Below are 14,505 nucleotides of genomic sequence, written 5' to 3'. Positions count from 1 at the left end.
CTTTTTGGCTTTCTTTCCAGTAGTCAGCGCGCGGCGGCGGTCATGCCACTGATCCAGTTAGTCAAGCTGAACGAGCATGATCCCTATGCCTATCTGAAGGATGTGCTGACACTACTGCCGACACAGAAGAACAACGCCATCGATGAGCTATTGCCACACAAATGAAAGCCGGCTATGTTTTGGTACCCTGAGTTATGTAACTCATGATTGATAATCACTTAAAGCCTGGTCATCAGGTCCCCTGGTCCGCTTCATAGCTCTGAGACCACCCTGAATACTGAACACCCAGGTGCACCCATTTGCTGCAAGGTATCTGCTGCCAGCGCTCCACGGTTGCCCCCACCACAGTGGCAGACAATGGGTGCCTGCTTGTCTGGTTCCACTTCACCGGTTCACTTTTCCAGGGTGTCACTGCTGATATTCATTGCACCGTCAATGTGACCCGACTCAAATTCATCCTTCTCACGCACATCCAGCAAAGCGCCTTCGAAAATCTTTGCCTGGGCCTCGGCAGGTGAAACTTCGGTGATGCGCTGCTTGACATCCCTGACCCGCTGCAAGAACTCCTCAGTGTGCTTCGTCATTTGAAATTACCTCAAAGTGTGGGCAACTGATGCCGCCTTGAAATGGTCACATTGGAGTGGTAAAACGAAACCCGATATCGATTTTCGATTCCCGACGCGTAGGTGTTAATACCATGGATCATCACGACTTGCTCGCCGGTTTGGTGAGACTGCACATACTGCACCATGCAATTGAGCATGAAGTATACGGCCAATGGATGATCGACGAATTAGCTCACCACGGCTATCGATTGAGCCCGGGAACACTCTATCCCATGCTTCACTCGATGGAACGCAAGGGTTATCTGACCTCCCGTGAAGAGTATCAGGGAAGCACTCACCGCAGGCTTTACCGCGCCACTGAATTCGGACGCGAGGGGCTGACGGTGGCGAAGCGACAGTTGCTGGAACTGACTGGCGAAGCCATAGGCAAAAAAACCTCAACTTCCCATCAAATCAACACCAAGGAATCTGACCGATGAGTCATACACCTCGCCCGGCAGGGCGCATCAGAGAAGTTTTCAGGGCGTTTCTGTTGCTCGGTTTGACCTCGTTCGGGGGTCCTATCGCCCACCTAGGCTACTTCCGCACCGAGTTCGTAGAGCGACGTCGTTGGCTCACCGAACAGGCCTACGCAGATCTTGTCGCGTTGTGCCAGTTTCTTCCCGGACCTGCAAGTAGCCAGGTCGGATTCACTTTGGGCCTGATGCGTGCTGGGCCTTGGGGGGCGGCTGCGGCCTGGTTGGCATTCACCCTCCCTTCGGCCATCGTGCTGGTATTATTTGCGTTTGGCGCGGCCTCGCTCGACGGCCCTATTAGCCAGGGCATTATCCACGGCCTCAAGGTGACGGCGGTCGCGATCGTCGCTCACGCCGTCTGGGGAATGGCTCGCAGTCTCTGCCCCGACCAGCAGCGCGCTGGTATCGCCTTAGCCGCTGTATTCACGGTGGTTTTGGTTAGTGGCCCGCTCGGACAAGTAGCCGCCATTGTGATCGGAGCCCTCGCCGGTATGGCGCTCTGTAGAGTCCACACTGAAACTGATGTTCATGACTTGCCTTTGCCTGTCTCTGCCCGTGCTGGCCATCTGGCTAGCCTAGTATTTGTTAGCCTGCTAGTAGGTTTGCCGTTCCTTGCTTGGGTAAGCCCTTCCGCAACTCTAGCGGTAATGGATTCCTTCTATCGCGCTGGTGCCTTGGTTTTTGGCGGCGGGCACGTAGTACTGCCACTGCTCGAAGCCGAGGTGGTGCAATCTGGATGGGTTGCTGCGGACGAGTTCTTGACGGGCTATGGCGCAGCCCAAGCGGTGCCGGGACCGCTGTTCACCTTTGCCTCCTATTTAGGTGCGGTAATGGGACCGCTAGGAGGCAGCTTATTCGGTGCTGCTTTGGCGCTAGTGATGATCTTCATTCCCGGAATGCTAATACTGGTGGCAGTATTGCCCCATTGGAACCGATTTCGCCGTTGGGACAGCGCGCAGGCACTGATGCGCGGCGCTAATGCCGCAGTCGTGGGCATCTTGGGCGCAGCCCTCTATAAGCCGGTATGGACCAGTGCCATTCTTGGCCCTCATGAGTTCGCTCTAGCGCTGACAGGCTTCCTCTTGCTCAGCGTCTGGAAACTGCCTGCTTGGGCGGTGGTACTCATCCTGGCCAGCGGCGGTATTCTCATCACAATGTAGCTGCCATCGCTATCTGCGCCTGACTAATACTGTCCCGGTAGCTGATACTTAACATGACGTACTTTGCTGACAACATGCTCCATCAGCCGGAGTACCATGTCTTGGGCATCGAGGTGGAAGAGCATGATTTCCACTTCCACGTCGAAGCTCCTGAGCCTATCGCCTGACAAGGTGTAAAGACCGGACGCCTACAGACCTAGCTCGAACGTCCACTTTTGTTTAGCTGAGGTCAGAGGATGCCCTGGTCGCAAAGCGAACATTGAGAGGTGCTCGTCGCGATCACTTTTTTGGACTTCAATGCAGTTTAAACTGGTTTGGCGTTTACTCCGAGTGGCTCGATCAGGTTCGACATGGCCGCATACGAAATCCGGGCCTTTGCAGGCACAGGCCCGGATTTCGTCACAACACTCAGTGGCTAATCACAACATCTTCTTCAACTGCCCGTAGTCTCCTCCAGTGCGAAGTACCAGAGTAATGTCATTGTCGTTCCGGTTTCTGAAGAACCAGCCATGATTGCCGGTAAAGGCTGCTTCCAGCTCGCCTTCATCTTCCGGTACGCCCCGGCCTTTCTCATAGGAAATGGACTGGCCGCCTCCATCACCGTGGGTATCAAAGTTGATCGGGCCACCCTCAGACACCCAGGAGAACCGGGCTACCGCGCCTTCCTCCATTGTAAGTTTGAATTCAGTGCCCTCTCCCGGAGTGAGAACAACGCGCACTTCATCCTGCCACTGGGGTTCGGCAATTTCGGGTTCAGGCGCCGGCTCTGGCTCCGCAGGCGCAACCTCCGCTTCCGATGCGGGCGCTGGTTCCTCAACGGCTTCAGCCATGACTGGTTCCGAGACTTCCGCAGCCATCTGGTCAGCCGAGGAGTTCACCGCAACCATCTGGGCAGCCTCGTCAGCCGCGGCTTCTTCGGCGAGTTGTTCCTTGATTTCGCCCATTTCGGTCAATCCCAGTAGTCGGCCCGCGCCAGTCGGGTCCAGAGCGTACTCGGCGGGCATGACCACGGTAACCAGCAGGACCAGTGCCACAATGGCTGCAATAATGGTTGATCGAATCAACTTGGCAGTGCTGGGCAGTTCTTCACGATTGGGTATATCGGTGTTGTACATAGGGAATCTCCAGAATTAAGCGACAAAGTAACCGGTGAGCTGATAGCCAAAGAGCAGGAAACCTGCACTCATCATGGCCACGTTGGCGGTGTAGGCGTGCCGAAAAAAGCCGTCGGTCTTCCGCCAAAAACTGATCGCAATCAGGATCATGGCAAGGGCGATGAGCTGTCCGATTTCCACGCCCACGTTGAAGGCGAGGAGGTTCGGAATCAGGCCGTCCGGCGAGATGTCGTACTCGATGATCTTCGTGGAGAGACCGAAACCGTGGAAGAACCCGAAAATCAGCGTGGCGGCCTTGGTATTGGGTTGGAAGCCAAACCAGCGCTGATAGGCACCGATGTTGTCCAGTGCCTTGTACACGATGGACAGACCGATGATCGCATCAATGATGTAGCTATTGATGCCCACGTTGAAGTACACCCCGAGCAACATCGTCGTGGAATGCCCGAGGGCAAACAGGCTCACATAGATCGCGATGTGCTTCATCTGGTAGAGGAAGAAAATGACACCCAGCAAGAACAGCAGGTGGTCATAGCCGGTGACCATGTGTTTGGCCCCGAGATAGGTGAAGGCGATGAGGTTTACACCGGTAATTTCCTGGATGTACCCCTTGTCGCCCTGGGCGACTGCGTGGGCGAGCACATCCGTACTCATTCCCAGCAAGCCCAGGGTCAGAAATATCCATAACAGACGACTGCCGGTGCCCGACGAGGACACGCCACGGCAACCGTCAAGCAAACTTGACAACATAAAGACTCCAATCACATTTGTTTTCTAGGGCCGCTCCAGCGGCAGGAATCAAGTGGAAAGGGAGCCTTTTGGTGGGCGTTCGAGCCGATAGCGCAAACTGCGGGGAGAACCTCCGACAAATGGAATGGTCTGCCGGAAAACGGTCGGGCTTTGGGAAACGAATGGAATCCTCAGCTGGTCCACGGTCTCGTGGGTGTGATTCCCCGCATCGTGATGCAGTGAAGGTGACTCTGGTTCTTCGTCGAAATCGTGACTGTGTCCGTGTCCACTGTGACTGCCATGGTGGCCATCCGACTGAAACTCCCAGTCGCCCGCTATCTCGGCCACACCGTGAGAGAACGACTCGCCAATCACCGACAGTGACAGGCCCGCCAATGCGAACAGCATGACCAGCGTTGGAAGCAGTTTTCTTTGGTTAATGGCCGAAATCATCGATTTAAATCGTCGAGCTTGTGGTTGGATTTCAACGAAAACAGAGGATACCATCCCCCCATGGGGGATAGGAATTAAACATGGTAAAAGATCACACGCATCGATCTCATCCGAATATCATCAAACGCCTGAAGCGAGCGAACGGCCATCTTGAAAGCGTGATTGGCATGATTGACCAGGGAAAGCCCTGCCTGGAACTGGCCCAGCAGCTTCACGCGGTGGAAAAAGCCATTCAACAAGCCAAGCGCGTGTTGGTACAGGACCATATCGAGCATTGCCTGGACGATGCCATCGGGCCGCTGGAGCCGGAGCAGCAGCGCCGTGTCGATGAGTTTAAGGCCATCGCCCGTTACCTTTGAGTTCGTTCGCTTCGACTCTTCGATCTCATTGTTAATCACACCGAAGAGTCTCTACCGTCACGTGGACCAGGGACCGGCAGCGAGCCTGAATGCGCTCTTTATAGACTGTCGGTGATTTTGGCTGATGCGAGACGATTGAGACAATGGCCGCGTGAATGTTTGGGCCTATCGCCCACACATGCAAATCGCTGACCTTGGCATCGTCGACTTCGACGGCTTGCCTGACAGTTTCCTCCATGTCCTGGTGCTGCTCGTCGAGAAGGATCTTGGAAGTGTCTTTCAACAAGTGCCAGGACCACTTGGTGACCAGAAACGCACCAATAATCCCCATCATCGGGTCCATCCAGTTCCACCCGGCATATTTACCCGCCAGAAGGGCAACAATTGCAAGGACTGACGTCAGCGCATCCGCAAGCACATGCAGGTAGGCGGCCCGGCGGTTGTGGTCATGGTGATGATGGTGGTGACCATGATCGTGCCCGTGACTGTGACCATGCTCATGGCCTGCATCCCCCAGTATCCAAGCTGACACCCCGTTGACCACTAGGCCAATGATGGCCACGAAAATAGCCCCATCGAAAGAAATGGGAACAGGCTGGATAAAACGCCCCACGCTCTCGATGACCATGTAGAGCGCAAAGACAACCAGCAGGATTGCTCCAGTAAAGCCACCCAGCGCATTGACCTTTCCTGTGCCGAAAGAGAAACGGTGGTTGCCCGCGTTTTTCCTGGCATACGCGTAGGCGAAGGCCGCAATGCCCAGAGCCACTGCGTGGGACCCCATGTGTAGGCCATCGGCCAGCAACGCCATTGAGCCATAAACGATTCCGGCCAGGATTTCCCAGACCATCATCGCCAGTGTCAGGCCCACCACAATGAGTGTACGGGTTTCGCCAGAGCGCTTCTGATCCTGACCAAAGACGTGATTATGTTGCCAATGGTCGAGTCGTTCATGGTGCATAACAGTTTTCCCGGCGAGGCTGATGGTTGGTAGACCTGTAGGCAAAATCTCAGTTTTGACCTATCCCCCCTGGGGGGATAGCATGGAATGCTACTGGAGTCAGATTTCTACCACAACCTTTCTGCTGCTTATGCTTTCACTGGTGAAGCCATGCTTGAAATTCTGAGGCACCGAACCTATCGCCATTTGTTCCTGGCACAGGTAGTTGCATTGCTGGGTACCGGGCTGGCGACGGTGGCATTAAGCCTGCTGGCGTTTGACCTGGCCGGAGATCAGGCGGGACAGGTGCTTGGCACCGCCATGGCGATAAAAATGGTCGCCTATGTCTTGATAGCCCCACTGGCATCGGCTCTGGCAGAGAACATACCTCGTCGTGCTCTGCTGGTCTCTCTGGATGTGGTTCGAGCGGCGACGGCGCTGGCTTTGCCTTTCGTGACCGAAGTGTGGGAAGTGTACGTGTTAATTGCTGTCCTTCAGTCGGCGTCGGCGGCCTTTACACCAACCTTTCAGTCTACGATTCCCGAGACTCTCCCAGATGAGGATGACTACACCAAGGCGCTGTCGCTCTCCCGACTGGCATACGATCTGGAAAACCTTATAAGCCCGGCACTCGCGGCGTTGATTCTGCTTGCTACCAGCTGGCAGGCGTTGTTTTCGGGCACGGTGATTGGGTTTATCGCATCAGCCTTGCTTGTAGTGTCCATTGCTTTGCCATCCGCAGCCAAATCAGAGAAACGTCGAGGGGTTTATGACCGAGTGCGGGCCGGGTTCAGCATTTTCATGGCAACTCCTCGCCTCCGTGGGGTGATGGCTCTGAACCTGGTGGTCAGTCTTGCGGGAGCGATGGTGATCGTGAATACGGTTGTGCTGGTGCAGGGACAATTCGGCCTTACCGACCAGCATACGGCCATGGCTCTTGCCGCATTCGGTGGTGGCTCCATGTTGGCAGCATTGGCGTTACCGGCTCTCTTGAAGCGCTGGCAGGACCGGCGAGTTATGCTCACGGGAGGCGGAATTCTTGTTTTTGGGTTGGTTCTCGCTCTGCCGGTCGGCTCTCTGGAATGGCTGCTGCCCGTTTGGGCTTGGTTAGGCGTTGGTTTTTCGACCGTTCAAACCCCTATCGGCAGGGTCCTAACGCGGTCATCGCATACTCATGACAGACCAGCTCTGTTCGCTGCCCAGTTCTCGTTATCTCATGCCGGATGGCTGTTCGCCTATCCCTTAGCCGGCTGGCTGGGATCTACTGCGGGGATGACCATTACTCTGTTGGTACTGCTGGGACTTGCTCTTGGAGGGCTAATTCTTGCGTTGAAGGTATGGCCCTCTGTTGATCCGTTAGAGTGCTCTCACAATCACGACGACCTGCCAGGCGACCATCCTCATGTTGCAAGCGCCTCCAACTCGGGAGTTCACCGTCACCACTACGTCATTGATAGCCTGCATCCCAAATGGCCGGATTGAGATTGCATGGGATGCTGCGAATGTTCGCTTTTGTTTAGAAGCGGGAGAAAAAGATTCTGGCCAAAATCTGCGTAGCGCTACTCACCCAATTTCCCCCTAAAAACTCTAACGTTTTTACTTTCCAAGATTGCCGAGAGCCGGCGATTTTCGAGTTCAAGAGTCGCGTTTTTCGAAGCAAGTTCGTTGCGCTGCTCAGTCAAATCTACGATTTTTTCCCGTAGCTGACGGTTCTTGGCTCGCTCTTCCTTGAGTTTCTCGTGTTTCTCATCACGCTGTCTCTGGATCGCCTTGTTGGCATTGCCCCGGATGCGCTCCATCAAGTCTGGGTAGTCTTTGTGGATCAGGGCTCGACTTACTCCGGCCTCTTCGGCAACAGCGGCCACCGAGACTTTCCTGCCCTTCTCAACGACCTTGGGCTGGCCTTTTTCCAATCGAACAATCGCCAGGCGAATACGCTTGTGAGTTTCTGACTCAGATGGCTTCAACATCGGCCATTTGCTCCTTGAGTCGGTTGATGTCTACGCCGAGATCGGCCAGCACCTTCTCGCAGCGTGCCATGGTGCGTTCGACGGTCTTTGATCCCGAGTCGTCCAGATCATCGATCTGGCAAAGCTCAATCTGTTGCATGTAAAGTCCTTCCCAGAACGGCTTTTGGCTATCGTCAATACAACCGTGCTCGCAATCCTCGCATTGGCCGCCTGCACAGTCCACGCCGGTATCATTGGTACACCAGGCAATGCCGGTGGACCGCAGGTAAACCAGTTCGCTGATGGCCTCAATCATCTCTTTTCGATCTTTGTAGGTACGCACTTCTTCCGAGCGGTTTCGCATTTGGCGAATATGACCGGCCATACCACCTGAAAGCGGCGTATCAGGCTCCAACCAGTGACCGACAATCGCCTGACGCTTGCCGTCAAAAGCGGCGTAAATTTCGTCATAGAGCTCCTGATCCTGCGTCTCGTTCATTGCATACAGGATGGTCATATCCAGGCTCCAGTGCTTGAAGTGATCCCTCAGATAGCGCAGATCGCCCAGCTTGTGGTGGACAACATAGTTGGCGAAGGTGCGCCGGAATTGGTGAGATGCGAGCATCCAGTCCACACCGAGGTTCTTTGCGAACTTTCTGATCCTTTTATAAAGGGCATTGCCACTGAGAAGGAAAACACCATTTCCCTTGTTCTTTTGTTTCGTCAGTCCGATACAGTTAGAACACTGTTCAAGACGCGTAACGTTCTTAAAATCTCTGACTGCTTTAGCCTTTTTCAACTCCCGCTCAAGGGCAATCTGCAAGGGCGCGGACAGCTGCTCCAGTATCTTTACCGCCTGAATGGCGATTTCAGGACACAGCCAAGAGGCCGTGCCCTCGTGGGTTTTATCGGAGCGTGAGCCAAGGAAATAGAAGCGCTCACCATCCCTAACTTCGCTGTACCATTCGCCTCGACGGATATTGCCGAGTTCATGGGCTCGTATGCCGGTCGTGGCCAGAATAATGACAAAGCATCCGTCTCTTAGGTCGCGCAGCTTCGTGTTCAGTGCATGTGGCCCCTGATCCCAACCTCGGGTTTTCAAAAACTCGACCCGCTCCTCCCATTGATCGTTATGGTTTTTAGAACAGGGTTGGAAGTCAGCCAGGGCATCCCGATGCTTCAACAAGTCGTCGGCTCGATTGAGCAGAAATTCGGCGTGCTGGAACAGTTGCCGAAGAATGTCATCAGGAATGATGTCAGTCTTGGCCTTGTTTGATCTCTTATGTCCGGACAGCGCGATAGCCGAGCTTTCGGGCCAAGGGTGATCAAAACCGCAGGGCGTATCTCGCAGGAATTGCCAGCAGCGCTCAATAGCCGATAACTTATTCCACTTCGTCTGGCTGGCTAGTAGCTTCCCTGGCTTATTTGGCGTGGTCAGGAGGTGGACGTATTGCACGTAGCGGGCAGCCACCAAAGGCGTGACCCGCGCCTGACTGCTAATGCCCTGATCGTGTAACCAGTTCAGCCAACACACCAAGCCGTCGAAAGTTTGTCTGGTCGAGGCATTACCCAACGAATCCTCAACCCACATCTTGCGTGCCAGCACGATTTTCGCTTCGGATCGCAGTTGCTCGCAGGCGATACGAGTAAAATCCAGTTTCCGTAGAGTGTCCGGTGCGTGGTCTGGGCTCTTAGATTTGGGCAACCACCACACCGAGTCATCGTAGCGAGAGAGCACGTACAGCACCTTGTCGGCTCGATCCGTGGTGATGATGCCGTTGATTCCCTCACCATGGGGCAAAGTTCGAAGCAGACGTTCACGGTCGGCCAGCACCTCTGCGCCGGTAGTCTCGATCATATCGCCATCCTCGCCATGCTCAGGTCCCGCCAGAACGGGTGCGGCTGGTGTTTGGCCCTCTCCCGCTGCTTGTTCACGAGCCCTGCATCAAAGCGGGGCGCAATCTCTTCGTCGATCAGTCGAACGACTTGCTTTAGATATTTCGTCCAGCGCTTGCCTCCGAATGTGTCGTAATTGCGCAGAGCCGCCCAGTAAAAGCTGAACAGCCGATAAAGGTCATCGCCAGTCACCACGAAGCTCTTGCATCGGAAGCAGCCCAAGTAGTCCTGACAGGGCTCGCCGTCTTTCGGGGCGCGGTGCCCTCGGCGAACATTCTGACAGGACGCGACGGGGGTTCGATCGCTGGCAATGATCGTCGGCGTGCTGAGCAATTCTTCCACTCGGGCCTCGCCTAAGAAACGCATGTTGGTTTCCGCTTCTGGTGGTGCTTCCCAGTAGTGGGCATTGCCAGTTTCCACGGCATGTCGCCCTGTTCTGGCCGTCATCAGAGGGTCTTGGCCCGACATTTCCCAAACGCGGTTCAGCAGCGTCTGACGCAGCCGGCTGACATTCAACGTGAGCGGCTTGCCATCGTCCGTTTGAAGCTGGTGCTGGTCAACGAATGCGTTGATGTTGTAGTTCAATAGTGAGCTCGTAAGTCGGCATGGTTTGTCCACGTATTTGCCACGAGTTCCCTTGTAAACCAGCAGCCGATTTGGGTCGTCAAACTGGGCGCGTGTCGTGGCGTTCCTCGTAACGATCAGATCAATGGCATCAGCGGCATAAAGGTGGACACTGGCCATCTCAGACACTTCCTCAGACTTTCTGAGGGAAACCACGTGCGTGGCGTTACCGCGACGTTTAAAGCTCACCAGGAGCCGCAGGTTGGATTTGAGAGGGTGAGGCTGCACGCAGTCTATGGTCAGTTCCAGAATGGGCGTCGGGTTCATTCCGGTAGACAGCGCGACGGACAAGACGCAGACGGTCAAATCATAGCCAGTCAGCGGCTCCGAGTGGGCCACAATTCGTTCCATCTCAACGCGGAGCGCTTTGATCAAAAACCGCTTCTCGTTCTTGCTCAGCGCCTTCTGACCTTTCACTCGCTTGTTGGAATTCGGAAACGGATTGGCAGGCCAGACGGTCTTCATATCCGCCTCTAGCCAGAACCCGAACCGATGACAGGCCCTGAGTAGCGATTTGGTGGCGCTGAAGCAGCTCTTTTGCCCAGTGTATTCAAGCGGCCCGTTTCTCAGGTATTGAATAAATCGCTTGATCGTCTCGGCGTTGAGATCCGCCATGGTCAGCCGTTCACCGCTAGCGGCATGGAATAACGACAGAAAGGGCGCAAAGTAACGAAAGCCGCTGCTCCAGTAACCCGTAATCGTGGACACACTGAGGGATTTGCCCTTCGTCTTGACGCTCTCGGCAACCAGCTTTTCGAGGGTGCGCTGACACGTAGCGGTAATTTCGTCAAAGCCCTGACCGTAAAACGGCCCGAAGTCGGCGTTTCTGATGCTTCTTGTGTTTTCGGGGAAGGCGACCAACGTATTCTCTGACTCTGAGGATCGCGGCGCATCGCTGGAGTCGGTCGTTTCTTTGTTCGCCGTCTCGCCAGCCTCCTGAACCTTAAAATCACCCTCTAACGTGAAATCCTTCTTCATACGCAGGCTGCCTCCTTTGCCGTCTCCTCAATTTCCTCCTGATAACTGGTGCGCAGGTCGTCTTCGATGTCGTCGAGAAAATGCAGGTATTTTTCCGTGGTCATGATGCTGCTGTGGCCGAGGCGATCTCGGACATAGATCAAAGGATTGAAAGTCGTGCTCTTTCGGGACATCAACGATTTCAGGGTATGCGTCGCGTAGGTATGACGCAGGATGTGGGGATGGCAAGCGAACGACAGCTTCAATCGGTTCAGTTGATTGTTGAGCGAGGTTCGAATGCTCCAGGGGTTGCCCTTGGCGGTTACAAAGAGGGTTTGTGGGTCTGTCCCGTGTTTTCGGATCGTTTCGTTACGCTCGTGGATCACGTAATTCCAGAGATCCGCCATCAATGATATCGGCACATGGATCGTCCGCGGTTTGTCTCCCTTGGTGCTCATATCTTGGGGATCAAGCTCAACCACCACATGACTTCGAGCCGAGATCGACTGGGGTGCAGATATGTAGTGAGCTGGAATTGTCAGCAGCTCTTCTTTCCGCAAACCCGTCAGCAACGCCAACCTAACGATCAATCGGAGAGTTTTGTTCTTGGTGGTTTTCAGCAGCTCATCGACCTGCTCTTTGTTGAGGACTTTGATCTTGGTTGGCGTGGTTTTCAGCAGCACATCAGGCTTTACAGCATACCCCCCGGACGTGTCTGTGTGTGCCAGAAAACCCTTTGTCTGCCGGACTCTCACCGTTTCAAGGTCATACGGCAATGTGCTTACCCAACCTTGTTTGAGGGCAAACTGATAAAACTTGATCACGAGGTGAAGTCGTCGGTTTACCGTGGAGGCGCTGAGGTTAAATCGATCAAAGGAAACGTCGCGATACAGGGCTAACAGGGTTTCGTGGTTTCGGTGATCAAGCTCTCTCCAATCAAACCCATTGGCTTCAATGAACTCGAAATAATCACACAGATCCCTTCCAAACGTTTCCCAGCTACGTCGGCTTTGCACACTTCCACGTTTCAAGCAGTGATGGACGAGAAATTCCATTCCTTCGACAAACACATCATGATTGGCTTTGAGAAGAATCGGGAACCCTTCATAGGAATGCCCCCTGATTTCAAACTCTGGTGTGGCAAGAAGGAACTCCACCCTCGGATCTCCAATACTGTATTTTTGTTCAGTATAAAGGAGTGATTTAAGACTGCAATAGGAGAGTTACATTATATGTGGTACAAAACATGGTCTATCTTTCCTGCTGTCACGCCAGTGTCGCGCCACCGGCGATGAGTAAATGAATGGATGAGCAAAAAGTGGTCGCAGTATAGCATTGTGGCCACCGTTAAGGAGACACCCCTGAAAACCGACAAACAGCCCAAAACACCGGAATTCTTCGTGCCTGACCTGTGCCGGGTCCGGGCCGTGTTCCTGATGCTGGTGACCAGCGAGTTACTGGTGCTGGTGTTGGCCGTGGTGCAGGCCCCCCAGGGCTGGATCGACTGGAGCTATTTCGGCCTGCTGTCGCTGTTTGTGCAATGGGCCACCCTCACCAGTGCCGCCTTCATCTGCCTGCTGCGGCCCAGGCTGGCAAACACCGGCATTGCCCGCGCCACCACCGTCATCGTGCTCATCGTGGTGCTGGACGTACTGGCCTTCAGCCTGTTTGCCGACCGGGTGCTGCACCCGAGCCCCGGCGGCGTTGACTGGCAAACCATCGCCAAGAAACTGCTGTTGGCGGCACTGATCACCCTGATGGTGCTGCGCTACTTTTACCTGCAGCACCAGTGGCAACAACAACGGGAAGCGCAGATGCAGGCCCAACTGGCCTCCCTGCAGGCGCGCATTCGCCCGCATTTTCTGTTCAACAGCATGAACACCATCGCCAGCCTGATCGCCAGTGACCCGGTCAAAGCCGAAGACGCGGTGCTGGATCTGTCCGAACTGTTCCGCGCCAACCTGCGCACCGACCAGCAACTGGTTCCCCTGGCCCGGGAACTGGAACTGTGCCGGCGCTACCTGGGCATCGAAACCCTGCGCCTGGGCGAGCGGCTGCAAACCGAGTGGCATATTGCCGAAGGCCTGGAACAACAGGCCATCCCGCCCCTGACCCTTCAACCCTTGCTGGAAAACGCCGTGCATCACGGTATCCAGAGCCGGGCGGAGGGTGGCACCATCCGTGTTGAGGCCTATGAAAAAGGACCCTACGCCTATCTGTTGATCCAGAACCCGGAACCGGACACCAATGGACCCAGGCACAACGGCAACCAGGTGGGGCTCGCCAACACCCGGGCCCGGCTGACAGCCGTATTCGGCGAACAGGCGGTGCTGAAACAGAGCCGGCATAATGGCATCCACACCGTCACCCTGAGATTACCCCGGCAAACGGCCAGAATGGAGCATTAACCGCATGGACAAAGCCCCGAAAAAGGTATTCATAGCCGACGACGAACCCCTCGCCCGGGAACGACTGAAACGACTGATCGACCAACTGCCAGACCACCAGACCTGCGGAGAGGCAGCCAACGGTGAAGATACCCTGAGCGGCGTGGCCTTTCACCTGCCGGACATCGTCCTGCTCGACATCCACATGCCCGGCCTGGACGGCATGGCCACTGCCCGCCAGCTTTCCGAACTGGCCAACCCGCCAGCCCTGGTATTCTGCACCGCCCACGACCAACACGCGCTGGAAGCCTTCGGGGTTAACGCCACCGCCTACCTGCTCAAACCCGTACGCAAAGAAGCCCTGGCTCAGGCCCTGACGCAAGCCGGCAAAACCAACCGCCTGCAACGCCAGGCCCTGAACAGCCAGCCACCCAACGAACGCGAACAAATCACCGTGCGCAGCCAACGCGGCACCGAACTGATCGACCTGGCCGACATCTACTACTGCCAGGCCGACCAGAAATACGTCACCCTCGTGCACCGCCACGGCGAAACCCTGTGCGACTACAGCCTGAAAGAACTGGAACAGGCCTACCCGGCCCATTTTTTCCGCATACACCGCCACACCCTGGCGGGGGTGGCCTTCATCCAGGCACTCAAACGCGACAGCAAGGGCCGTGCGGTCCTGACCCTGAAAGAAACCGACGCCCGGTTACCGGTCAGCCGACGGCACGCCACTCACGTTCGCCAGTGGCTGGAGCAGCGATAAGCAAATTCAGCAACCCGATTCCAGCTCATTTGATATGATGCGTAACAACATGAACCGTCTCGGATTTACCGGCAATATCCGGGCCA

General features: G+C 55.3%; 15 protein-coding genes and 1 pseudogene. 7 read left to right on the top strand and 9 right to left on the bottom strand.

Annotated features, from left to right (window positions below):
* Positions 1–6: 6 nt before the first annotated feature.
* A pseudogene (locus tag BMZ63_RS05945) lies at positions 7–165 on the top strand (transposase domain-containing protein); the annotation flags it as partial.
* Positions 166–392: 227 nt separating this feature from the next.
* Here BMZ63_RS05945 and BMZ63_RS15015 read toward each other — a convergent pair.
* On the bottom strand, positions 393–584 hold the full coding sequence (locus BMZ63_RS15015; protein WP_218141224.1) for a rhodanese-like domain-containing protein: 192 nt from the start codon (positions 582–584) through the stop codon (positions 393–395).
* 113 nt (positions 585–697) lie between these two features.
* On the opposite strand from BMZ63_RS15015, the gene BMZ63_RS05935 reads away from it, so the two are divergent.
* Together BMZ63_RS05935 and chrA are read left to right on the top strand one after the other, a co-directional pair.
* Entirely contained in the window at positions 698–1,045 is a 348-nt protein-coding gene (locus BMZ63_RS05935; RefSeq protein WP_091702988.1) for a PadR family transcriptional regulator, read from the top strand.
* The gene (chrA, locus tag BMZ63_RS05930; protein WP_091702985.1) at positions 1,042–2,241 is read left to right on the top strand and encodes a chromate efflux transporter; all 1,200 of its coding nucleotides are present in this window, start codon (positions 1,042–1,044) and stop codon (positions 2,239–2,241) included. The genes BMZ63_RS05935 and chrA overlap by 4 nt, the downstream gene beginning before the upstream one ends.
* A gap of 419 nt (positions 2,242–2,660) precedes the next feature.
* Here the strand turns inward: chrA and BMZ63_RS05925 are convergent, their stop codons facing one another.
* The 3 genes from BMZ63_RS05925 to BMZ63_RS05915 are packed head-to-tail and all read right to left on the bottom strand — an operon-like array spanning position 2,661 to position 4,538.
* Positions 2,661–3,356: a hypothetical protein gene (locus tag BMZ63_RS05925; RefSeq protein WP_091702983.1), complete on the bottom strand. Its 696-nt coding sequence runs from the start codon at positions 3,354–3,356 to the stop codon at positions 2,661–2,663.
* Between the two features lie 15 nt (positions 3,357–3,371).
* The gene (locus BMZ63_RS05920; RefSeq protein ID WP_177187037.1) at positions 3,372–4,106 is read right to left on the bottom strand and encodes a HupE/UreJ family protein; all 735 of its coding nucleotides are present in this window, start codon (positions 4,104–4,106) and stop codon (positions 3,372–3,374) included.
* Positions 4,107–4,154: 48 nt separating this feature from the next.
* On the bottom strand, positions 4,155–4,538 hold the full coding sequence (locus BMZ63_RS05915; protein ID WP_091702980.1) for a hypothetical protein: 384 nt from the start codon (positions 4,536–4,538) through the stop codon (positions 4,155–4,157).
* Positions 4,539–4,618: 80 nt separating this feature from the next.
* On the opposite strand from BMZ63_RS05915, the gene BMZ63_RS05910 reads away from it, so the two are divergent.
* Complete coding sequence (locus tag BMZ63_RS05910; RefSeq protein WP_091702977.1) at positions 4,619–4,897, top strand: metal-sensing transcriptional repressor; 279 nt, start codon at positions 4,619–4,621, stop codon at positions 4,895–4,897.
* A gap of 31 nt (positions 4,898–4,928) precedes the next feature.
* Here BMZ63_RS05910 and dmeF read toward each other — a convergent pair whose 3' ends face one another.
* A complete protein-coding gene (dmeF, locus tag BMZ63_RS05905) occupies positions 4,929–5,858 on the bottom strand; it encodes a CDF family Co(II)/Ni(II) efflux transporter DmeF (RefSeq protein ID WP_091702974.1) in 930 nt (309 codons plus the stop codon).
* A 150-nt stretch (positions 5,859–6,008) separates the two neighbouring features.
* Between dmeF and BMZ63_RS05900 the strand changes: the two genes are divergently transcribed.
* Positions 6,009–7,319: an MFS transporter gene (locus BMZ63_RS05900; RefSeq protein WP_091703191.1), complete on the top strand. Its 1,311-nt coding sequence runs from the start codon at positions 6,009–6,011 to the stop codon at positions 7,317–7,319.
* Between the two features lie 77 nt (positions 7,320–7,396).
* Here BMZ63_RS05900 and BMZ63_RS05895 read toward each other — a convergent pair whose 3' ends face one another.
* From BMZ63_RS05895 to BMZ63_RS05880, 4 genes are read right to left on the bottom strand one after another with little or no spacing between them, the layout of a single operon-like run.
* Complete coding sequence (locus tag BMZ63_RS05895; RefSeq protein ID WP_091702971.1) at positions 7,397–7,807, bottom strand: DUF6262 family protein; 411 nt, start codon at positions 7,805–7,807, stop codon at positions 7,397–7,399.
* Positions 7,791–9,644, bottom strand: coding sequence for a site-specific integrase (locus BMZ63_RS05890; RefSeq protein ID WP_091702966.1), 1,854 nt, complete (start codon positions 9,642–9,644; stop codon positions 7,791–7,793). Before BMZ63_RS05890 ends, BMZ63_RS05895 begins: the two co-directional genes overlap by 17 nt.
* Positions 9,641–11,284 carry a phage integrase SAM-like domain-containing protein gene (locus tag BMZ63_RS05885; protein WP_091702963.1) on the bottom strand — a complete coding sequence of 548 codons (1,644 nt, stop codon included), beginning with the start codon at positions 11,282–11,284 and terminating at the stop codon, positions 9,641–9,643. The genes BMZ63_RS05890 and BMZ63_RS05885 overlap by 4 nt, the downstream gene beginning before the upstream one ends.
* A complete protein-coding gene (locus BMZ63_RS05880) occupies positions 11,281–12,420 on the bottom strand; it encodes a tyrosine-type recombinase/integrase (protein ID WP_091702960.1) in 1,140 nt (379 codons plus the stop codon). The genes BMZ63_RS05885 and BMZ63_RS05880 overlap by 4 nt, the downstream gene beginning before the upstream one ends.
* Positions 12,421–12,699: 279 nt before the next feature.
* Here BMZ63_RS05880 and BMZ63_RS05875 point away from each other — a divergent pair, with 279 nt between their 5' ends.
* Together BMZ63_RS05875 and BMZ63_RS05870 are read left to right on the top strand one after the other, a co-directional pair.
* The gene (locus BMZ63_RS05875; RefSeq protein ID WP_244888378.1) at positions 12,700–13,671 is read left to right on the top strand and encodes a sensor histidine kinase; all 972 of its coding nucleotides are present in this window, start codon (positions 12,700–12,702) and stop codon (positions 13,669–13,671) included.
* Positions 13,672–13,675: 4 nt separating this feature from the next.
* On the top strand, positions 13,676–14,419 hold the full coding sequence (locus BMZ63_RS05870) for a LytR/AlgR family response regulator transcription factor (protein WP_091702955.1): 744 nt from the start codon (positions 13,676–13,678) through the stop codon (positions 14,417–14,419).
* Positions 14,420–14,505: the final 86 nt, after the last annotated feature.

It is taken from the genome of Marinobacter persicus (assembly GCF_900114155.1).
GTDB lineage: Bacteria > Pseudomonadota > Gammaproteobacteria > Pseudomonadales > Oleiphilaceae > Marinobacter > Marinobacter persicus.
This window is presented reverse-complemented; position numbering and strand designations above follow the sequence as displayed.